Origin of the sequence: Halomonas sp. KM-1, assembly GCF_000246875.1 — a bacterium.
Classification (GTDB): domain Bacteria; phylum Pseudomonadota; class Gammaproteobacteria; order Pseudomonadales; family Halomonadaceae; genus Halomonas; species Halomonas aerodenitrificans.
This window is the reverse complement of the sequence record NZ_BAEU01000003.1, coordinates 1-21498: the sequence shown is the minus strand read 5'-3', so window position 1 is coordinate 21498 and position 21498 is coordinate 1. Positions and strand designations below refer to the sequence as shown.

General features: G+C 66.1%; 18 protein-coding genes. 7 read left to right on the top strand and 11 right to left on the bottom strand.

Annotated features, from left to right (window positions below; all coding sequences use genetic code 11):
* The first annotated feature begins 30 nt into the window (after positions 1-30).
* From nusA to pnp, 6 genes are all read left to right on the top strand, one after another.
* Entirely contained in the window at positions 31-1524 is a 1494-nt protein-coding gene (nusA, locus tag B8115_RS00155; protein ID WP_010625700.1) for a transcription termination factor NusA, read from the top strand.
* 27 nt (positions 1525-1551) lie between these two features.
* The gene (gene infB / locus B8115_RS00150; protein ID WP_010625699.1) at positions 1552-4089 is read left to right on the top strand and encodes a translation initiation factor IF-2; all 2538 of its coding nucleotides are present in this window, start codon (positions 1552-1554) and stop codon (positions 4087-4089) included.
* A gap of 18 nt (positions 4090-4107) precedes the next feature.
* Positions 4108-4524 carry a 30S ribosome-binding factor RbfA gene (rbfA, locus tag B8115_RS00145; RefSeq protein ID WP_010625698.1) on the top strand — a complete coding sequence of 139 codons (417 nt, stop codon included), beginning with the start codon at positions 4108-4110 and terminating at the stop codon, positions 4522-4524.
* Positions 4524-5441, top strand: coding sequence for a tRNA pseudouridine(55) synthase TruB (gene truB, locus B8115_RS00140; protein WP_010625697.1), 918 nt, complete (start codon positions 4524-4526; stop codon positions 5439-5441). The genes rbfA and truB overlap by 1 nt, the downstream gene beginning before the upstream one ends.
* Positions 5442-5544: 103 nt before the next feature.
* On the top strand, positions 5545-5814 hold the full coding sequence (gene rpsO, locus B8115_RS00135) for a 30S ribosomal protein S15 (RefSeq protein WP_010625696.1): 270 nt from the start codon (positions 5545-5547) through the stop codon (positions 5812-5814).
* Between the two features lie 167 nt (positions 5815-5981).
* Positions 5982-8114 (top strand): polyribonucleotide nucleotidyltransferase, encoded by a 2133-nt coding sequence (pnp, locus tag B8115_RS00130; protein ID WP_010625695.1) that lies wholly within the window; start codon positions 5982-5984, stop codon positions 8112-8114.
* Positions 8115-8310: 196 nt separating this feature from the next.
* Here pnp and B8115_RS00125 read toward each other — a convergent pair whose 3' ends face one another.
* The 11 genes from B8115_RS00125 to dksA form a co-directional block, all read right to left on the bottom strand.
* Positions 8311-9486: an acetyl-CoA C-acetyltransferase gene (locus B8115_RS00125; protein ID WP_010625694.1), complete on the bottom strand. Its 1176-nt coding sequence runs from the start codon at positions 9484-9486 to the stop codon at positions 8311-8313.
* A gap of 119 nt (positions 9487-9605) precedes the next feature.
* Positions 9606-9986 (bottom strand): aspartate 1-decarboxylase, encoded by a 381-nt coding sequence (gene panD, locus B8115_RS00120; protein ID WP_010625693.1) that lies wholly within the window; start codon positions 9984-9986, stop codon positions 9606-9608.
* Between the two features lie 36 nt (positions 9987-10022).
* Positions 10023-10871 carry a pantoate--beta-alanine ligase gene (gene panC, locus B8115_RS00115; protein WP_010625692.1) on the bottom strand — a complete coding sequence of 283 codons (849 nt, stop codon included), beginning with the start codon at positions 10869-10871 and terminating at the stop codon, positions 10023-10025.
* Between the two features lie 30 nt (positions 10872-10901).
* Positions 10902-11693 carry a 3-methyl-2-oxobutanoate hydroxymethyltransferase gene (panB, locus tag B8115_RS00110; protein WP_010625691.1) on the bottom strand — a complete coding sequence of 264 codons (792 nt, stop codon included), beginning with the start codon at positions 11691-11693 and terminating at the stop codon, positions 10902-10904.
* Positions 11694-11813: 120 nt separating this feature from the next.
* The gene (gene folK, locus B8115_RS00105; protein ID WP_010625690.1) at positions 11814-12308 is read right to left on the bottom strand and encodes a 2-amino-4-hydroxy-6-hydroxymethyldihydropteridine diphosphokinase; all 495 of its coding nucleotides are present in this window, start codon (positions 12306-12308) and stop codon (positions 11814-11816) included.
* The gene (gene pcnB, locus B8115_RS00100) at positions 12305-13705 is read right to left on the bottom strand and encodes a polynucleotide adenylyltransferase PcnB (protein ID WP_026037775.1); all 1401 of its coding nucleotides are present in this window, start codon (positions 13703-13705) and stop codon (positions 12305-12307) included. Before pcnB ends, folK begins: the two co-directional genes overlap by 4 nt.
* Before the next feature lie 860 nt (positions 13706-14565).
* Positions 14566-15957, bottom strand: a complete 1392-nt coding sequence (locus B8115_RS00095; protein ID WP_010625688.1) for a sigma-54 dependent transcriptional regulator — start codon at positions 15955-15957, stop codon at positions 14566-14568.
* Positions 15935-18892 carry an ATP-binding protein gene (locus B8115_RS00090; protein ID WP_010625687.1) on the bottom strand — a complete coding sequence of 986 codons (2958 nt, stop codon included), beginning with the start codon at positions 18890-18892 and terminating at the stop codon, positions 15935-15937. The genes B8115_RS00095 and B8115_RS00090 overlap by 23 nt, the downstream gene beginning before the upstream one ends.
* Positions 18882-19058, bottom strand: coding sequence for a hypothetical protein (locus B8115_RS23695; RefSeq protein ID WP_010625686.1), 177 nt, complete (start codon positions 19056-19058; stop codon positions 18882-18884). The genes B8115_RS00090 and B8115_RS23695 overlap by 11 nt, the downstream gene beginning before the upstream one ends.
* A gap of 9 nt (positions 19059-19067) precedes the next feature.
* Positions 19068-19946: a tRNA glutamyl-Q(34) synthetase GluQRS gene (gluQRS, locus tag B8115_RS00085; protein WP_010625685.1), complete on the bottom strand. Its 879-nt coding sequence runs from the start codon at positions 19944-19946 to the stop codon at positions 19068-19070.
* 87 nt (positions 19947-20033) lie between these two features.
* On the bottom strand, positions 20034-20471 hold the full coding sequence (dksA, locus tag B8115_RS00080) for an RNA polymerase-binding protein DksA (protein WP_010625684.1): 438 nt from the start codon (positions 20469-20471) through the stop codon (positions 20034-20036).
* A 229-nt stretch (positions 20472-20700) separates the two neighbouring features.
* Between dksA and B8115_RS00075 the strand changes: the two genes are divergently transcribed.
* The coding region (locus B8115_RS00075; protein WP_010625683.1) for an aminotransferase class I/II-fold pyridoxal phosphate-dependent enzyme at positions 20701-21498 on the top strand (798 nt) is incomplete at its 3' end.

Below are 21498 nucleotides of genomic sequence, written 5' to 3'. Positions count from 1 at the left end.
CAAGAACAGGTTTTCTGGCGAGGCAAAGGCATGAGTAAAGAAATTCTGATGGTCGTCGATGCGATCTCAAACGAGAAGGGCGTACCCCGCCAAGTGATCTTCGAGGCGGTGGAGGCGGCGCTGGCCAGCGCGTCACGCAAGCGCTTCGAAGGTCGCGAGGTCAGCGTGCGCGTGCATATCGATCGTCAAACGGGTGACTACGAAACCTTCCGCCGCTGGGAGGTGGTGGAGGACGACGAGTTCGAGAACCCCGACGCCGAGATCAAGGAGTCCTTCGCCGCGCGTCGCGAGACGCCGCTCAAGCTGGGTGATGTGGTCGAGGAGCAGATCGAGAATGCTGCCTTCGGTCGCATCGCCGCCCAGACCGCCAAGCAGGTCATCGTGCAGAAGGTGCGCGAGGCCGAGCGCGCCGAGGTGGTACGGCAGTACGCCGAGCGCGAGGGCGAGCTGGTTGCCGGCATCGTCAAGAAGACCACCCGCGACGGTCTGATCATCGACCTGGGCGACAACGCCGAGGCGTTCCTGCCGCGCAGCGAGATGATTCCCGGCGAGCGCTACCGCATGAACGATCGCGTTCGCGCGCTGCTGCTCAAGGTCGACGCCGAGGCGCGTGGCGCCCAGCTGATCCTGTCGCGCACCTGCCCGGAGCTGATCATCGAGCTGTTCAAGATCGAGGTGCCGGAGATCGCCGAGCAGCTCATCGAGATCAAGGGCGCCGCACGCGACCCGGGCTCCCGCGCCAAGATCGCGGTCAAGACCAACGACCGCCGCATCGATCCGGTCGGTGCCTGCGTCGGCATGCGCGGTTCACGCGTTCAGGCGGTGTCGAGCGAGCTGCAGAACGAGCGGGTCGACATCATCCTGTGGGACGACAATCCCGCTCAGCTGGTGATCAACGCCATGGCACCGGCCGATGTCGGCTCGATCCTGGTCGACGAGGATGCGCATGCCATGGACGTGGCCGTGGCCGAGGACAACCTGGCTCAGGCCATCGGCCGCAGCGGTCAGAACGTGCGTCTGGCTTCCGAACTCACCGGCTGGCGGATCAACGTCATGACCGAGAGCGAGGCGGAAGACAAGCGCGAGCAGGAAATCGACAGTCTGGTCGAGAACTTCATTCAGCATCTGGAGATCGAGGACGACCTCGCCCGGCTGCTGGTGGAAGAGGGTTTCACCACGCTGGAAGAGATCGCCTACGTGCCCCTCGAGGAGATGCTCGAGATCGAGGAGCTCGACGAAGAACTGGTGGAAGAGCTGCGTGCCCGCGCCAAGGACGAGCTGCTGACGCTGGCCATCGCCTCCGAAGAGGAACTCGACGGCGCTCAGCCGGCCGACGACCTGCTGGAGATGGATGGCATGGAGCGTCATCTGGCCTTCATTCTGGCCAGCCGGGGCATCGTTACCATGGAGGATCTCGCCGAGCAGTCCGTCGACGACTTGATGGACATCGAGGGCATGGACGAGGAGCGCGCTGCAGCACTGATCATGACTGCCCGTGCGCCCTGGTTCGAGAACGAACAGTAAACGGGTCACGGGCTGAGGAGGGTCGAGATGTCGGAAATGACCGTTAAGGATTTTGCAGCGAAGGTTGGGCGCGACGTGCCCCGACTGCTGGAACAGATGAAAGAAGCCGGGCTCGAGCACAAGTCGGAGGGCGACGCTGTGTCCGAGGAGGACAAGCGCAAGCTGCTCGACTACCTGACCAAGAGCCATGGCGGCACCGGTGCCGGTGCGCGCAATCGCATCACGCTGACGCGCAAGACGCGCAGCAAGATCAAGACCGGCGAGCGTGGCAAGACCATCGAGGTGCAGGTGCGCAAGAAGCGTACCTACGTCAAGCGTGCCGAAGAGGAAGAGGCACCCAAGGCGGAGCCGGTGGAAGAGACCGGGCCGCGCCAACTGGTAGGCGATATGGCCGACTCCCAGGCCAAGCGCGAGGCCGAGCAGGTCGAGCAAGCCAAGGCGCGCGCCGCTGAGCAGGCCGCCAGCGAAGAGGCCGCCAAGGCCGAAGTTGCCGAGGCCGCTCAAGCCGCCAAGGCTGAAGCGCCCGAGATTGCGGTGCCCGAGCTGGTGGAGTCGGAAGAAGAGCCGGCTGCCCAGCCCGAGCCGCCGGCGCCGCCCAAGGAGGGCCGTACCGACCGTCGTACCGCGCCGCCCAAGAAGGCTTCGGCCAAGAAGGGGCGTCACGACCGCGACGACGACGACCGTGGCGACCGCGAGGAGCGTCGCCGTGGCGGCGGCAAGAAGGTCAAGCGCGCCGAGCGTCGCGGCGGCCGCCGCGGTTCCGGCCAGAGCGGCGGCGGCAAGCACGGCTTCCAGAAGCCGACGCAGCCGATCGTGCGTGAGGTCACCATCCCCGAATCGATCAGCGTTGCCGAGCTGGCCGACAAGATGTCGATCAAGGCGAACGAGGTCATCAAGACCATGTTCACCATGGGCGCGGCGGTGACCATCAACCAGACCATCGATCAGGACACCGCGGCCATCGTGGTCGAGGAGATGGGTCACAAGCCCAAGCTGATCAAGGACGACGCCCTCGAGACCGAAATGCTCGAAGGCATCTCCTACGAGGGCGAGGAGATCACCCGTTCGCCGGTAGTGACCGTGATGGGTCACGTCGACCACGGCAAGACCTCGCTGCTCGACTACATCCGTAAGGCCAAGGTGGCCACCGGCGAAGCCGGCGGCATCACCCAGCACATCGGTGCCTACCACGTCGAGGACGAGCACGGCGGCGTGACCTTCCTCGATACCCCGGGTCACGCGGCGTTCACCGCCATGCGTGCGCGCGGCGCCAAGGCCACCGACGTGGTCATCCTGGTAGTGGCGGCCGACGACGGCGTCATGCCCCAGACCATCGAGGCGATCGAGCACTCCAAGGCGGCCGAGGTTCCGATGGTGGTGGCGGTCAACAAGATCGACAAGCCGGCGGCCGATCCGGACCGGGTCAAGAACGAGCTGTCCCAGCACGGCGTCATCTCCGAGGAGTGGGGCGGCGACACCCAGTTCGTCCACGTCTCGGCCAAGAGCGGCGAAGGCATCGAGGACCTGCTGGAGGCGATCCAGCTGGTTTCCGAGGTGCTCGAGCTCAAGGCCGTGCCGGAAGCGCCCGGCAAGGGCGTGGTGGTCGAATCGCGCCTCGACCGTGGCCGCGGCCCGGTGGCCACCGTGCTGGTCCAGAACGGCACCCTGAAGAAGGGCGACATCGTGCTGGCCGGTTTGCACTACGGCCGCGTGCGCGCGCTGACCAACGAGCTCGGCCAGCAGGTCGACTCGGCAGGCCCCGCCATGCCGGTGGAGATCCAGGGCCTCGACGGCACTCCGGATGCCGGTGACGATTTCATGGTCGTGGCCGACGAGAAGAAGGCTCGCGAGGTCGCCAACTTCCGTCAGGGCAAGTACCGCGAGGTGCGTCTGGCGCGTCAGCAGAAGGCCAAGCTGGAGAACATGTTCAGCCAGATGGGTCAGGACGAAGTGGCCAAGGTCAACATCGTGCTCAAGGCAGACGTGCAGGGCTCGCTGGAAGCGATCAAGGGCGCTCTCGAGGAGCTCTCCACCGACGAGGTGCAGGTCTCCGTGGTCTCCTCCGGCGTGGGCGGCATCACCGGCACCGACGCCAACCTGGCGCTGGCCTCCGAGGCCATCGTGGTCGGCTTCAACGTGCGTGCCGACGCCGCTGCCCGCGAGATCATCGAGCGCGAAGGGCTGGATCTGCGCTACTACAGCGTCATCTACCAGCTGATCGACGAGGTCAAGCAGGCCATGAGCGGCATGCTGGCACCGGAGTGGAAGGAAGAGATCGTCGGCGTGGCCGAGGTTCGCGACGTCTTCCGCGCGCCCAAGATCGGCGCCGTGGCCGGCTGTATGGTGGTCGAGGGTACCGTCTTCCGTAACAAGAAGATCCGCGTGCTGCGCGACAACGTCGTCATCTACGAGGGCGAGCTCGAATCGCTGCGCCGCTTCAAGGATGACGTGCAGGAAGTGCGCAGCGGCATGGAGTGCGGTATCGGCGTCAAGAACTACAACGACGTCCAGGTCGGCGACAAGATCGAGGTCTTCGACCAGGTCAAGGTCGAGCGGACGCTGTAATCGCAGCGGGAGTAGTGCATGCGCGAGTTCAAGCGTACCGATCGGGTCGGCGACCAGCTGCAGAAGGAGCTGGCCGTGCTGATCCAGCGCGAGGTCAAGGACCCGCGCCTGGGCATGGTCACCGTCAGCGGGGTCACGGTCAGCCGTGACCTCGGCTACGCCGACGTCTACGTGACCCTGCTGGGCGAGGACAGCCCCGAGCGCATCAAGGAGAACCTCAAGGTTCTCAAGCAGGCGGCGGGCTTCCTGCGCAGTCAGATCGCCCGACGCATCAAGCTGCGTCACGTGCCGGAGCTGCGCTTCCACTACGACGAGAGCGTGGTGCGTGGCCAGCGGCTCTCCTCGCTGATCGACGAGGCCGTTTCCAGCGACCGTGCCCGTCACGACGATGACGAGCACGGCCCGGACGGCAGCGGCGAGGGAGAGCGCGGCTGATGGCGCGGCGTCGTCGCGGCCTGCCGGTCAACGGCGTGCTGTTGCTCGACAAGCCCAAGGGCGCGTCGAGCAATCATGCCCTGCAGCGGGTGCGACGCCTGCTGCAGGCGCAGAAGGCGGGCCATACCGGCACCCTGGACCCGATGGCCACCGGGCTGCTGCCGGTGTGCCTGGGCGAGGCGACCAAGTTCTCGGCGCACCTGCTAGAGGCCGACAAGGTCTATCGCACCCGGGTCCAGCTGGGCGCGGTGACCGACACCGGCGACGCCGAAGGCGAGGTGATCGAGCGCTGCGCGGTGCCGCCGCTGACGGCGGCGGACGTCGAGCGTGTGCTCGAGCGCTTTCGCGGCGAGATCGAGCAGACGCCGCCAATGTACTCGGCACTCAAGCATCAGGGGCGCAAGCTCTACGAACTGGCCCGCGAGGGCAAGAGCGTCGAGCGTGCAGTGCGCCGCGTGACGGTGTATGATGCCCGGCTGCTTGCCTTCGACGGCGATGCCTTCGAGCTGGAAGTCCGGGTCAGCAAGGGCACCTACGTGCGTACCCTGGCCGAGGACATCGGCCGGGCTCTTGGCAGCGGAGCGCACATTACCGCCCTGCGGCGGCTGGCCACCGGCCCCTTCGACAGCGAGGGCATGCTGCCCATCGAGGCGTTGGAAGCGTTGTCGGGTCAGGACGAGCGGGAGGCGGCGCTGCTGCCGGTCGACGTGCTGGTGGCGCATCTGCCCAAGCTCGACGTCGACGAGAGCGCCAGGCAGCGGCTCGTGCACGGTCAGGCGGCAAGCGTCGATGCCGGCGGCGAGCAGGCCGGCAAGCTGACGAGACTTTACTGCGGCGAGACCTTCATCGGGCTCGGCGTGGTGACGGGGCCACAGGAGGTGGCACCGAAGCGGCTGCTCAATACGGCAGCCGATTGAGGGGTGGCGCGAGCGCCGTCCCGTAAGGAGAGACGCCCGAGACTGCAAATATGCGTGGTCTCACACATTCACGTTTCAGGCATATTGCTTACTGGAGAAACAGATGGCACTTACCGCTGAACAGAAGGCCGAGATCGTCAAGGAATTCGCCCGTGGCGACAACGACACCGGTTCCCCCGAGGTTCAGGTGGCCCTGCTGAGCGCCAACATCGACGGCCTGCAGGACCACTTCAAGACCAACAAGCAGGATCACCACTCCCGTCGTGGTCTGATCCGCATGGTCAACCAGCGCCGCAAGCTGCTGGACTACCTGAAGCGCAAGGATCTGGCGCGCTATCAGGCATTGATCCAGCGCCTCGGTCTCCGTCGTTAAACGACGCGAAGCTGGAAACGAAACGGGCAGTCCCCACCGGGGGCTGCCCGTTTTGCGTTTTCAGGACGAAAGCGGCGGTATAGGTGGCTCTCACGCGCGTCAACCCCTAAAATGGTCGCCGAGTCAAAACGACCCATACATGTAGAGAAAAGTTGAAGGAAGTCGCCGTGAATCCGGTCAAGAAAACGTTTCAATACGGTCGCAGCACCGTCACCCTGGAAACCGGGCGCATTGCCCGCCAAGCCACCGGTGCCGTCATGGTCACCATGGACGAAACCGTGGTGCTGTGTACCGTCGTGGCCCGCAAGGACACCAAGCCCGGGCAGGATTTCTTCCCGCTCTCCGTGCACTATCAGGAGAAGACCTATGCGGTGGGCAAGATCCCCGGCGGCTTCTTCAAGCGTGAGGGGCGTCCTACCGAGAAGGAAACCCTCACCTCGCGCCTGATCGACCGCCCCATCCGCCCGCTGTTCCCCAAGGGGTTCATGAACGAGGTGCAGGTCATCTGTACGGTGCTCTCCACCGACCGCAACCATGACCCGGACATCGCTGCCATGCTCGGCACCTCGGCGGCGCTGGCGATCTCCGGCGTGCCGTTCAACGGCCCCATCGGTGCCGCCCGCGTCGGCTTCGACGAGGAGAAGGGCTACTTCCTCAACCCCACCGTGGAAGAGCTGGCCAGCTCCGAGCTGGACATGGTGGTCGCCGGTACCGAGAAGGCCGTGCTGATGGTCGAGTCCGAGGCTGAAGAGCTGCTCGAAGACGAGATGCTGGGTGCCGTGCTCTTCGGCCACCAGGAGATGCAGGTTGCCATCCGCGCCATCAACGAGCTGGTCGCCGAGGCCGGCAAGCCCAAGTGGGACTGGCAGCCCCCCGCCGAGAACACCGCGCTCAAGCAGGCCATCGCTGACGCCTTCGAGGCCAAGGTCGGCGAAGCCTATCGCATCACCGACAAGATGGCGCGTCAGGACGCGCTGGCCGCGCTCAAGGAGCAGGCGGTGGAGCAGCTGGCCGGCGAGGAAGAGGGTAAGTTCGACGCCGACGAGGTCAAGGGCGCCTTCGCCGGCCTCGAGAAGCGCGTAGTACGTAGCCGTGTGGTCAAGGGCGAGCCGCGTATCGACGGCCGCGACCACAAGACCGTGCGTCCGCTGGCCATCGAGGTGGGCAGCCTGCCCAAGACCCACGGCTCGGCGATCTTCACCCGCGGTGAGACCCAAGCCATCGTCATCGCCACCTTGGGCACCCTGCGCGACGCCCAGTTGATCGAGTCGCTGGAAGGCGAGCGCAAGGACCGCTTCCTGCTGCACTACAACTTCCCCCCCTACAGTGTGGGTGAGGCCGGCTTCATGGGCGGACCCAAGCGTCGCGAGATCGGCCACGGCCGACTGGCGCGCCGCGGCGTGCAGGCCATGCTGCCCGATGAGGCGGACTTCCCCTACACCATCCGTGTGGTCTCCGAGATCACCGAGTCCAACGGCTCCAGCTCCATGGCCTCGGTGTGCGGCTCGTCGCTGGCCCTGATGGACGCCGGTGTGCCGATGAAAGCGCCGGTGGCGGGTATCGCCATGGGCCTGGTGAAGGATGAGAGCGGCTTCGCCGTGCTCACCGACATCCTCGGCGACGAAGACCACCTGGGCGACATGGACTTCAAGGTGGCCGGCAGCGCCGCCGGCGTCACCGCGCTGCAGATGGACATCAAGATCGAGGGCATCAACGAGGAGATCATGGAGATCGCCCTGCAGCAGGCCCACGAGGCCCGTCTGCACATTCTCGAGCAGATGAACGAGGTGATCGGCCAGAGTCGCTCCGAGGTCTCCGAGAACGCACCCTCCATGGCCACCATCAAGATCGACCCGGAGAAGATCCGCGACGTCATCGGCAAGGGCGGCGCCACCATCCGCAAGATCTGCGAGGACACCGGCGCTTCCATCGATCTGGACGACGACGGCACCGTGCGCATCTACGCCGAGGACAAGGCGGCGGCCAAGAAGGCCATCGACATCGTGCTGTCGATCACCGCCGAGGCCGAGATCGGCAAGCTCTACCGCGGCAAGGTGGTGCGTATCGCCGACTTCGGCGCCTTCGTCAACATCATGCCGGGTACCGACGGCCTGGTGCACATCTCGCAGATCGTGCCCGAGCGGGTCAACGACGTGCGTGATTTCCTCAATGAGGGTGACGAGGTGGTGGTCAAGGTGCTCGACATCGACAACCGCAACCGCGTGAAGCTCACCATCAAGGAGATCGGCGCGGAAGAGAAGGCTGCCTTCGAAGCCGCCGAGGCCGAGGTCGCGCTGTAAGCCGCACCCGACGCCGAAACGCGAACCGCCCCCATGGCCTCTGGCCATGGGGGCGGTTTTTTAGCATCGCGGCTGATCCGGCGACAGGCCTTTGCGGAGGCGCTGTAAACCCTTCCCTGGGCGCTACTTTTGCCTTCCCTGGCAAAAGACCTCCGCTACGTCCTGCCCCCGGCGCCGCTCGTGCCGCGGTACGTGCTTAGCGCTCAATGGCGAGGGCGACACCCTGCCCACCACCGATACACAGCGTGGCCAGGCCCTTCTTGGCGTCACGAGCAATCATCTCGTGCAGCAGGCTGATCAGCACGCGGCAGCCGGAGGCGCCGATGGGGTGACCCAGGGCGATAGCGCCGCCGTTGACGTTGACCTTGGAAACGTCCCAGCCGAGCTCCTTGTTGACCGCCAGCGCCTGGGCGGCGAAGGCCTCGTTGGCCTCGACCAGGTCGAGGTCGTCCAGGCTCCAGCCGGCCTTCTCCAGGCAGCGTCGGGTCGCCGGTGCCGGGCCGATGCCCATGATCGCCGGGTCGACGCCGGCGTTGGAGTAGGCCACGATGCGTGCCAGCGGCTCGAGTCCGAGTTCGCGTGCCTTGTCGGCGGAACACAGCATCACCGCAGCGGCGCCGTCGTTGATTGAGGAGGCGTTGCCGGCGGTGATGGTGCCGTCCTTCTTGAACGCGGGGCGCATGCCGGCGAGCTTGTCGGCGCTCACTTCGCGCGGGTTCTCGTCGGTGTCGAACACCACCGGGTCACCCTTGCGCTGGGGGATCTCCACCGGCACGATCTGACCCTTGAAGCGGCCCTCCCGGATGGCGGCGGCGGCCTTCTGCTGCGAGGCAGCGGCGAATTCGTCCATCTCCTCGCGGGTGATGCCGTACTTTTCTGCCAGGTTCTCGGCGGTGATGCCCATGTGGTAGTTGTTGAAGGCGTCCCACAGGCCGTCGTGCACCATGGTATCGATGGCCTTCCAGTCACCCATGCGCTGGCCGTTGCGCGAGTTGGGCAGTACGTGGGGCGAGGCCGACATGTTCTCCTGCCCGCCGGCAATGATCAGCTCGGCGTCGCCGCAGCGGATCGCCTGAGTTGCCAGGTGCAGGGCCTTGAGGCCCGAGCCGCACACCTTGTTGATGGTCATGGCGGGTACGGCGGCGGGCAGGCCTGCCTTGATGGCGGCCTGGCGGGCCGGGTTCTGGCCCACGCCGGCGGTCAGCACCTGACCGAGCAATACCTCGTCTACCTGCTCCGGGGCCACGCCTGTGGTGGCCAGTATGTCCTTGATTACCAGCGCACCGAGGTCGCTGGCGGCGATGCCGGAAAGTGAGCCCCCAAAGGCGCCGATGGCGGTGCGGCGGGCGGCAACGATCACCACGTCTTGCATTGTCATTCTCCCGAGTCGTTCACTGGCGTCAGCCCGACCAGCATAGGCGACTATTGTGCAGCGCGGCAATCCCCCGCTGGCGTGACGGTGCACGACACTGCCGCGAGTCACCCCTCAGTTCAGGCGAACTGGACGGGAATGGCGTTGCTGGTGTGGCTGACGGCGTTACCTTCCTGCAGGTAAACGAGGCGTGGCTGGTGGTGCTCCAGTTCGGCCTCGCTGTAATGAGCATAGCTGCAAATGATCACGCGGTCGCCGGGACCGGCGAGATGCGCGGCGGCGCCGTTGATGGAGATGACCTGCGAGCCCTCTTCGGCACGAATGGCGTAGGTGGTGAAGCGCTGGCCGTTCTCGACGTTGTAGATCTGGATCTGCTCGTTCTCGCGAATGCCGGACATGTCCAGCAGCTCGCCGTCGATGGCACATGAGCCTTCATAGTTGAGGACGGCATGAGTGACGCGGGCCATGTGCAGCTTGGCCTTGAGCATGATGGTGAACATGCGGGTTTTTACCTCCAGGTAGCGCTGGGAACCGCCTCAGTGCGGCAGGGTCAGGGTCAGATTGTCGATCAGGCGGGTCTTGCCCAGGCGTGCGGCGGCGAGCAGCACGGCGCCACGGGTGGTGGCATCCACCGGTGTCAGGTCGGCGGCGCGCAGTTCCAGATAGTCGGGCTCGAAGCCGGCCTCGCGCAGCCGGGCCAGCCCCGTCTCTAGGGTCGCCTCGATCGGCGCTCCGGCTTCCAGGACCTCGCGCAGGGCGACGAGGGTGCGCTGCAGCTCCGCTGCCGTGTCGCGCTCACGGGCGTCGAGGTAGCCGTTGCGTGAGGAGAGTGCCAGGCCGTCCTCGGCGCGCACGATGGGCACGCCGACGATCTCGATGGGGAAGTGCAAATCCGCCACCATCTTGCGGATCACTGCCAGCTGCTGGTAGTCCTTCTCGCCGAAGCAGGCCACGTCGGGCTGCACCAGGTTGAAGAGAATGGAAACCACGGTGGCGACGCCGTCGAAGTGGCCGGGGCGCGAGCCGCCGCAAAGCCCCTCGCTGACCACCGGTACGCGCACCTGGGCGAGGCCCTGCAGGCCGCGGGGGTAGAGCGTGGCATCGCTGGGGGCGAAGAGCAGATCGCAGCCGGCGGCCTCGAGCTTGGCCTGATCGTCGGCCAGGGTGCGGGGGTAGGCATCCAGATCCTCGCCCGCGCCGAACTGCAGCGGATTGACGAAAACGGTGGCAATCACCACGTCGGCATGTCGCCTGGCAGTTTCCACCAGGGACAGGTGGCCGGCGTGAAGATTGCCCATGGTCGGCACCAGGCCGATGCGCTGCCCGCGTCGGCGATACTCGCCGAGTGCCTCACGCAGCGCCGGAATGTCTCGCAGAGTACGCATCGGCATGACTCCTGGAAGGAAAGCGCAGTATCAGAAGCTGTGTTCCTTGGCCGGGAAGCGGCGCGCCTTGACCGCTTCGTGGTATCGGCGGAACGCATCAGGGATGTCGTTGGCCTCGGCCAGGAAGTTCTTGACGAAGCGCGGTGTGCGCCCATGGGTGACGCCCAGTACGTCATGCATGACCAGGATCTGACCGTCGGTATCGGGGCCGGCACCGATACCGATCACCGGTACGTCGAGGGCCTCGGTGACGGCACGGCCGAGGCTGGCCGGCACGCACTCCAGCAGAATGACCGAGGCGCCGGCATCGGCCAGGGTGCGGGCATCCTCGAGGATCTGTGCGGCACGTTCGGCATCGCGCCCCTGCACCTTGTAGCCGCCGAGCTGATGCACGGTCTGTGGTGTCAGGCCCAGGTGGGCGCAGACGGGAACGCCGCGACGGGTCAGCTCACGAATGCCCTCGGCCATCCAGGCTTCGCCCTCGACCTTGACCAGCTCGGCACCGGCGCGCATCAGCTCACCGGCATCGTTGAGCATGCGCTCGGTGGTGGCGTTGCTCATGAAGGGCAGGTCGACCATCAGCAGGCTGGCGCCCTTGGCGCGCGCCACGCAGCGGGTGTGGTAGCAGATGTCGTCGAGGGTCACCGGCAGCGTGCTGTCATGCCCCTGCAGCACCATGCCCAGGGAGTCGCCGACCAGCAGTACCTCGATACCCGCCTCGGCTGCGGTGCGGGCGAAGGTAGCATCATAGGCGGTCAGGCAGCTGAAGGTTTCTCCAGCGCGCTTGTAGGCCTGCAGTGTGCTTAGCGTGACGGTTTTCATGGCGTGCTCTCGTTGTGTCTCGGGCGAGCGGTCTGGAGCCGCCTGCACCAATGCTGCGCATGATTGTTACCAGAATAAGGCAGTCGTGTCGACTGGTAACACTTGGTCCCTCACTCAGCGCTACTCAGGTAACACTTCGATCTCATCGCTTGTCGCAAGAGCGCTCGCCAGGGCCGCCACAGGGCGCCCATCCGGCAGCTGCAGTTGCGGCGACAGCTCGGCGAGCGGCAGCAGGACGAAGCTGCGCGCGGTCATCTCGGGGTGCGGCACCCGCAGGCGCGGCAATTCCAGGCACTCGTCACCGTACAGTAGCAGGTCGAGGTCGAGCGTGCGGGGCCCCCAGTGGCGCCGGCGCACACGGCCATGGCGCTGTTCCAGGGCCTGCAACTGGTCGAGCAGGGCGAGAGGGGACAGACGGGTACGCAGATGGGCGACGGCATTGATGAAGTCGGGCTGGTCCTGTGGACCGAGCGGCCGACTGACGTACAGCCGCGAGGCGGCGACGCGCTCGGTCAACGGCAGTGTGCCGAGCGCTTCGAGCGCCAGGCGCACCTGGGCGATGGGGTCTTCGAGATTGCTGCCCAGCCCGACATAGACGTCGACGAGAGGCGTCATGAGGGGCCGGAGGAGCTGCGCCGGCGACGTTTGCGTGGGCGCCGACGGCGCGAGTCGCTACCGCCGGGTCCGGCATCGGCGCCGGCCTTCTCGAGCAGACGCCGCTGCTCGTGCTCGTCGCCTTCCTGATAAGCGGTCCACCATTCGCCCAGTCCCGCCTCGATCTCGCCGGCGGCTTCACGCAGCAGCAGGAAGTCGTAGGCGGCACGGAAGCGCGGATGCTCGCGGGTCTGCAGGGCGCGCTTGCCGCGCCGCTGGGGCAGGCGCTGCTGCAGGTCCCAGATGTCGCGCATCGGCATGCTGAAGCGCTTGGGGATCGAGATGTGCTGCAGCTGGCGCGACAGGACCTGCTGCGAGGCCAGCTGCAGTGCCGGAATGGGTGGCATGCCGTCGGCCTCCAGCGCGGCCTGGCGGCGCTGCACGGGCCCCCACAGCAGGGCGGCGAAGAGGAAAGCCGGCGTGACCGGGCGCTCCTCATGGATGCGCTTGTCGGTGCTGGCCAGGGCGTGCTCGATGAGCGGTTCGGCCCAGGGCTGCTCCACCATCGCCTCATCGGTTTCGGGGAAGAGCATGGCAAACAGGCCGTAATGGCGCAGCAGGCGGAAGGTTGCCACGCCATGGCCGGCCATGAACAGCTTGAGTACCTCATCGAACAACCGTGCCGACGGAATCTGCAGCAGCAGCGGTGCCAGCTTCTCGATCGGCGCTTCCGAATCGGCGGCGATATGGAAGTCCAGCTTGGCGGCGAAGCGAACCGCACGCAGCATGCGTACCGGGTCTTCGCGGTAGCGCACGGCCGGATCGCCGATCAGCCGCAGGGTGCGCGACTCGATGTCACGCATGCCGTCGGCAAAGTCGTGAATCGAGAAATCGGCGATGCTGTAATAAAGGGCATTGACGGTGAAGTCGCGGCGGATGGCGTCTTCCTGGATGCTGCCCCAGACGTTGTCGCGCAGCAGCAGGCCGTGCTCCGACTGCTGGGCGATATGGTCGCCATGGTCGTCGCTGTGGGTACCGCGGAAGGTGGTGACCTCGATCACCTCGCGGCCGAAGCGCACGTGCACGATGCGAAAGCGGCGGCCGATGATGCGCGAATTGCGAAACAGTTCGCGTACCTGCTCGGGCGTCGCATCGGTGGCGACATCGAAGTCCTTGGGCATCTTGCCCAGCAGCGAGTCGCGAATGCAGCCGCCGACCAGGTAGGCCTCGAACCCGGCATTGTGCAGGCGATAGAGCACCTTGAGCGCCGGCTCGCTGAAGTGCTGACGCGACACGGGGTGCTGATCACGAGGAATGATTCGAGGGCCTGCGTGCCCCCCTGAGGCATCCTGGGGGCCGAAAAGTGTCCTGAAATGCGCGCCAGGGCTCTGCAGAAAGCGGGTAAATCCTTTGAACATGCGGCGATATCGACTCGCAGTGTGCGAAAGTACTAGAGTGTAGCGGACCGCCGACACCTTGCAAAGCGGCGCACGGATCATCGCGACGGTATCGCAGCAGAGATATGCAAAAGAGGAGGCCCGTGGGCCTCCTCTCACAAGCAAAAATGTTGCTGCGTCCTTGCGGCTGTTTCTTCTTCGTGATGGCGCATCGCCTTGAATACGCACCACAGTCACCAAGAGTCACAGGCAAACAGTGTTGTTGTGATTGTTGACGTTCCTGGTTATGCGACCGCCTCGTATTCAAAACAATAATCCAACCACGACGGCATGGAAGATATGCCTCCCTTCGGCTTGTTGGCATTGTTGCCGAAGGTGCGCGTTTGCGGCCATTGTTCTTGTTGGTGGCCGGGGTTGGCGCGTCGCGTCCTGATGGATCCGGTGCTTCGCTCGTGTCTTGTTGTTGTTGCAGTCGAAGCGAAGGGCAGCGTTCTCCGGGGCATCTTGTTGTTGTTGCCCCTCGCCGCGTCTCTATCACAGCCTGCCATTGTTGTTGTTGTTGTTGGCGCAGGCCCTGCTCCCCCGATGCCTTGTTATTGTTGTTGGCTCGGGATGCAGCCGGATGTTGTTTTTCTTGCCATGAATGTTGCACGGCATATGCCAAGGTTTTTTTAATTCATGCAAAACAATGGGTTATTTCGTCGTCTCGGATGCGTCCCGGCATGGCGCGGAGAATGTGTTACCCCGGTTGCGCCACGAGGGGGCAGGTTCTGGGTGGGAAGGTAACACTTGGTGCATGGGCGCATGGAAGGGCACAAAAAAGCGCCTCGGCGAAGCCGCACGAGACGCTTGGACATTAGTCGTAGAAAGGGGCGAAGCGGTCAGGCGCTGCTGCGGCGGGCCTGCTTCTTGCGCGGGATGCCCAGGCGCTGACGCCGCTCCCACAGGCACTTGCGACTGATACCGAGCTTCTGGGCCAGCTCCGTCTCGCTCATGTGATCCTGATGTTCGAGCACGAAGTGCTGGAAATAGTCCTCCAGCGACAGGTCCTCTTCGGCGTCCAGCGCTTCGCTTTCGACCTGGGCGGTGGCCGGCTGGGATTCGACGATGCTGCGGGGCGCCGGTGCCAGGCTCGGCCTGAGGCCCAGATCGTCGGGGTGAATGAGATGGCCCTCGGCGAGGATCACGCCGCGTTCGAGCGCGTTCTCCAGCTCCCTCACGTTGCCAGGCCAGGGGTAGTCGCGTATCTCGCGCCGCGCCGCTCGCGACAGGCGCAAGCCGTCGCGATGGTGGCGCTGGCAGGCCTTCTCCAGCAGTACGTCGGCGATCAGCAGGATGTCGTCCTCGCGCTCGCGCAGCGGCGGCAGGTCGATCTGCATCACGTTGAGCCGGTAGTAGAGATCGAGGCGGAACTCGCCGGTCTTCGACAGTGCGCGCAGGTCGCGATGCGTGGCGGCGATCAGACGCACGTCGACATGGCGGGTCTCCACCGAGCCGATGCGGCGGATCTCGCCCTCCTGCAACACACGCAGCAGGCGGGCCTGGGCGTCCAGCGGCAGCTCGCCGATCTCGTCGAGAAACAGCGTGCCGCCATCGGCGGCTTCGACCAGGCCGGTGCGGGCGGCGCTGGCGCCGGTGAAGGCACCCTTCTCGTGGCCGAACAGCTCCGACTCGATCAGGGTTTCGGGAATGGCAGCACAGTTGACGCAGATGAGCGGGGCGTGGACGCGCTGGCTCTGCTGGTGGATGGCACGCGCGACCAGCTCCTTGCCGGTGCCCGACTCACCCTGGATCAGCACGGTGACGTCGGCGGGGGCTGTCTTGCGAATGCGGGTATAGACCGCTTGCATTGCTGCGCACTCGCCGATCATCGGCTGGCGTGTACCGCCGGCATCGGTGATGTCGGGGGGAGAGGTGCTGTGGGTCGACCGCTGATGGAGCACCCGGGCCACGGTTTCCAGCAGCTCGTCATGGTCGAAGGGCTTGGCCACGTAATCCACGGCGCCCTGCTTGAGCGCCTCCACCGCGGAGCGCATGCTGGCATAGCTGGTCATGATCAGTACCGGGGTCGGCGCGGCGTGCTCGATCAGGTCGGTGCCGGGCTCGCCGGGCAGGCGCAGGTCGCTGATCACCAGATCGAAGCCGCGCGGCTCCAGCGCCAGCGCCTCGTCCACGCAGCCGGCCTCGCTCACCTGGTAGTCGTGGCGCTCCAGCAGCCGGCGCAGTGCGGTGCGGATGATGGCTTCGTCTTCAACGATCAGAATCCGGCTCATCGGTATGTTCACCATCCTCTCGTTCGGTGGGCAGCCACAGACAGATGCGGGTGCCCCGCTCAGCCCCGGGGGGCGGCGATTCGATCTCTATCCTGCCATGATGCTCGGCAACGATGCTGTAGACCAAAGGCAGACCGAGTCCCGTGCCTTCGCCCGGTGGCTTGGTGGTAGTGAAGGGTTCGAAGAGGTGCTCGCGCACCCGGTCGTCGAGCCCATGCCCCTCATCGGTCACGGTAACCTTCACCGTGTCGCCATCCGGCTCGGCATCGATGTCCACCTTGCCGCCAGGCTCGCTGGCATCCCGTGCATTGCTCAGCAGGTTGATCATCACCTGCTGCAGCCGCTGGGTGTCGCCGAGCACCTTCAACGCGGGAGGACAGAGATTGCGATATCTGACATCCTCGCCCGAGCGTGCCAGCCGGATCAAGTGCAGCGCCTCGTCGGCGATGGCGGCAATGGAGACCGACGCCAGGGTGGTGTCCTTCACATGACGACCGCCGTGGGCGAAGCCCACCAGTGAGCTGACGATGCGCGAGATACGGTCGGTCAGCTGCTGGATCTGCCGGGCGGTTTCCAGCACTTCGGGGTCGTCTGTGTCATAGCGCAGGTTCTGGGCCAGCGAGGAAATGCCGGTCACCGGATTGCCGATCTCGTGGGCGACCCCGGCCGCCAGCTGACCGATCGAGGCCAGCCGGGCGGCATGCACCAGCTCGTCCTCGAGCCACTTCATCTCGCTGTGGTCCTCGACCAGGATCACGGTGCCACCGCGCACGTCGTCGTCGGCTTGCAGCTCGGCGCGATGGAAGGTCAGGTAGCGGATGTTGCCGCTCAGCTCGACCGGCTGCTTGTAGAGGTGGTCGTTGGGCTCGACCAGGGCGCGGCCCAGCAGCTCGGACCAGGGCGCCGGCAGGCCGTCGCGTCTGGCCCCCACGACGCTGCCGCCGTCGATGCCGGAGAGCTCGGCCAGGGCGTCGTTCCACATCAAGAGCTCGTCGTCGACGCCGAAGGCGCACAGCCCCACCGGCAGGCGGGTGAGGATGCGCCGATGGTAGCGGCGCAGACCGTCGAGTTCGCGGGCCAGTCCCGTCAGTCGCGAGCGGTAGGCCTCCAGCCGGCTCTCGACGAAGTGGATGTCGTCGGTGGGCTCCTGGCCGCTGCGGCGATAGGGCAGGTAGCGGTCGACGATGTCCTGGGCCACCGAGGGGCCCATCAGGCCGGAGAGGTTGGCCTGGATACGATCGCGCAGCCGGCGCAGGGCATAGGGGCGGCCGTCCAGCGGCGACATGCCGAGGTCGGTCAGGGCGCGCTCCACCTCACGCTGGGCGACCTCCTCGCCCAGCGCCTGGGCGAGCGGCTGCTTGAACTCCTCGCCGGTGGCGGCGATCAGCTGCATGCGCTTGGGCCGGATCACGGCATCCACCGAGCAGGCTTCGGCAGCGGCGCGCTCGCCCTCGGAGGTGCGCGTGGCCAGCGAGACGATGATGAAGACGAGCACGTTGAGCGCCAGCGACACCAGGGTGACCACGTACCAGTCCGGCTCGCCGTCGAGCAGTTCCAGGCCCGGCGGGATCAGGATCAGGGTGGGCAGGCCGGTGAGCAGCGGCAGCCACAGGCCGACGAGCCAGATGACGACGCCGACGACCAGGCCCGAGACCATGCCCTTGCGGTTGGCGCCCGGCCAGTAGAGCAGCGCCAGCAGCCCTGGCAGGCACTGGGCCATGCCGACGAAGGCCGCCAGGGCCAGGGTGGTCAGGTCGTGGTTGACGCCGACCGTGCGATAGAACAGCCAGCCGCTGAGGATGACGGCGGCCATCAGCGCCCGGCGCAGCCAGCGCAGCCAGCGGTAGAGGTTGGGCTGGGCCTCGGGCGGGTGAGCCACCAGCAGCACGTGGTTGAGGATCATGCCGGAGAGCGCCATGGCGATGATCACCATGGTGCCGCTGCTGGCGGCCAGGCCGGCGAGGAACGCCAGCGCCTGGACCCAGAAGGCGTCGGAGAGTCCGAAGGCCAGGTAGGCGGCGCCCACCAGCTCGTGGCTGCCCAGCCGCTGGCCCGCCCACAGAATCAGCGGGACCGGAATCGCCATCAGCAGCAGGAACAGCGGTAGCGACCAGCTCGCCTGCAGCAGAGTATGTCGCGACAGAGTCTCGGCAAAGGTGATGTGGAAGATGTGCGGCATCAGCAGCGCGGCGGCGAAGAACAGCAGCAGCAGGGTGCGCCAGTGGGCGGCGTCCGGCTGCACCACGCCGGCCTGGTACAGCTGGCCGGGGCCGTCGAGCCAGTGCTGCAGGTCGGCAGGGCCATCGAAGACGACGAACAGGGCGATGGCGCCCAGTGCCAGCATGGCGAAGAGCTTGACTACCGAGGTCAGGGCGATGACCGCCAGCAGGGTATCGTGCCGCGCCGGGCCCTTGCCGTGGCGGGCGCCGAAGATCATCGCGAACAGCGCGATCAGGGCGCACAGCGCCAGGGCGAGCAGCGACGGTGAGGCGGTGCCGGTCATCAGGAAGATGGCATCGCCCAAGGTCTGCACCTGCAGCGCCAGCAGCGGCATCACCGCCAGCAGGCTGATCACCGTGATCATGGTGCCGACCCAGCGCGAGCGGAAGCGGAAGGCGAACAGGTCGGCCAGCGAGGCGAGCTGGTGGGTACGGGTCATGCGCTGGATGGGCACCAGCAGTACCGGGGCCAGCAGAAAGGCGCCGGCCACGCCCAGGTAATAGGCGAGATAGCCGTAGCCCGAGCTCGAGGCCAGCTCCAGGCTGCCGTAGATCGCCCAGGCGCTGGCATAGACGCCCAGCGCCAGGGTGTAGACGGCCGGATGACGGGTCACGCGGCGGCTCAGCCAGCCCCGCTCCACCGCCAGGGCGCAGAGAAACATCAGCAGCAGGAAGCCGGTACCGAGGGCGAACACGCTGACCAGGCTAGCGTTCATCGAGCTTCCTCTTCTGCTCCAGCCACAGCGTCAGGGCGATCAGTACGCCCCAGATGACGAAGGGGCGGTACCAGGCGACTCCGGGGCTCGACCAGCCGCTCATCAGCAGCGGCGACAGCAGATAGCCGGCCAGAACCAGGAACAGCATGATGCGATAGACGTACATGGGCGCTCCTCACTCCTGGCGGTGGGCCTCGGGGCGGATTCGGCTCGGTTCCCAGTGGTCGATGGCCCAGGCCAGCTGCTCTGGCACCGGCACCGTGTCCAGTTCGGCGGGCGGCGCCTGGTCGAGTGCCGCCAGGGCGCGGTACAGCAGCGGCCGTACGGCGCTCTCCTCGCACGGCAGCGCCGGGGCCAGATTCTGCTTGGAGAGCTTCTGGCCGTCGCGATTGACGATCAAGGGCAGGTGCAGATAGCGCGGCTCGGCCAACTCCAGCGCCTGCTGCAGCTGGCGCTGCCAGGGCGTGTTGTCGAGCAGGTCGAAGCCGCGAACGATATCCGTGATGCCCTGATCGGCGTCGTCGACTACCACCGCCAGCTGGTAGGCCCACAGGCCGTCCTTGCGCTTGAGCACCACGTCGCCGAGCTCGGCCGGATCGAAGCGCTGCTCGCCGAACAGGCGGTCCTGCCATACCACCGGACGCAGGCCGAGGTCGCTGCGCAGGCGCCAGGCAAGCGGCTTGTCCGGTTCGCGCGGACCTTCACGGCACCAGCCGGGGTAGACCGAAAAGTCACGCCACTGCTTGCGCGAGCAGCTACAGGGATAGGCCAGCCCCAGCGCCTCGAGCCGCTCCAGTGCCGCAGCATAAGCCGAGTCGCGTGAGTGTTGCCACAGCACGGGACCGTCCCAGTGCAGGCCGAACGCCTCGAGCTGGCGCAGGATGGTATCGGCGGCTCCTGCGGGGCAGCGCGGCGGGTCGATGTCCTCGATGCGTACGAGCCACTCGCCGCCGGCCCGGCGCGCATCGAGAAAGCTGGCCAGGGCGGCGATCAGCGAACCGAAGTGCAGGGCGCCCGAGGGGGTCGGGGCGAAGCGACCGCGATAACCGGTCATGACGCGCTCCCGGAGACGATGGCCGACATGCGAACGGGCACCCAGGGGTGCCCGTTGCGAAGTGACGCGACCCACACGCTAGGGACCTCAGCCGCCGAGCTGCTTTTCCTTCAGTTCGGCCAGGGTCTTGCAGTCGACGCACAGCGTAGCGGTGGGGCGAGCCTCCAGCCGGCGAATACCGATCTCGACGCCGCACGCCTCGCAGTAGCCGTAGTCCTCCTCATCGATCTTCTCGAGGGTCTCGTTGATCTTCTTGAGCAGCTTGCGCTCGCGATCGCGGGTCCGCAGCTCCAGGCTGAACCCCTCTTCCTGGGTGGCCCGGTCCGCAGGGTCGGCGTAGTTGTTCGCCTCTTCCTGCAGGTGGCGCACGGTGCGATCGACTTCTTCCATGAGCTCCTGTTTCCAGCCCAGCAGGATCTGTCGGAAGTGCTCAAGCTGCTGCTCGTTCATGTACTCTTCACCCGGTGCCGACTCGTACGGGGTGAACTTTTTGGGCGCTTCCGTTTTCTTGTCTGCTACTGGCATGGGACTGCCTCATTACTTGAGTGACTGCTGATCAATACCCGCCGCAACCTGGTGCAAGGTATCTCACGCCAAAGGCATGCTTGTTTATCGGATATTGACCAACTTTGCAATACCTGGCAGCAACGCCTGGCATCCCCAGGTGAGTCAAATCAATGGTATGGTTTTTTGACCGTGGGAACGGGAAAAGTGCCCAACGTCGGTCATCTATCTTGTGTTTCAGGAGTCAGCCATGTCGTGGAATCCGCGCGTTGATCGCGTCGCCCCCTTTCGTGTGATGAGCCTGCTGGAGACCGCTCAGGCGCGCGAGGCGGCCGGCCACGACGTCATTCATCTCGAGGTGGGGGAGCCCGACTTCGCCACTCCCGAGCCGGTGGTGGCAGCCGGGCAGGCGGCGCTGGCCGCAGGGTACACGCGCTACAGCCCGGCGGCGGGGCTGCCGGCCCTGCGCCAGGCGATCGCCGGCCACTACAGCGAGCATTTCGGTGCCGACGTCGACCCCAGGCGGATTCTGGTCACGCCCGGGGCTTCTGGGGCGTTGCTGCTGGCCAGTCAACTGCTGGTAGGGCCCGGCGACCGGGTGCTGATGGCCGACCCCAACTACCCCTGCAATCGCCACTTCATGGCGCTGGCAGGGGCCGAGGTGGATACCGTCCCCGTCGGCCCGGAGAGCGGCTGGCAGCTCGATGCCAGCCTCGTCGCGCAGCACTGGCAAGAGGCGACCCGACTGGCGATGCTCGCCACGCCGTCCAACCCCACCGGCCATATGCTCGATGCGGCACAGCTACAGGCGGTGGCCGACATGGTGGCCGAGCGCGGCGGCCACCTGCTGGTGGATGAGATCTACCAGGGGCTCAGCTACGACATCGCGCCGCTGTCGGTGGCCTCGCTGAGTAGCGATGCCTTCGTGGTCAACAGCTTCTCCAAGTACTTCGGCATGACTGGCTGGCGCCTGGGCTGGCTGCTGGCGCCGCAGGAGGCCGTGGAGCCGCTGACCCGGCTGGCGCAGAACGTCTTTCTGGCCGCCCCC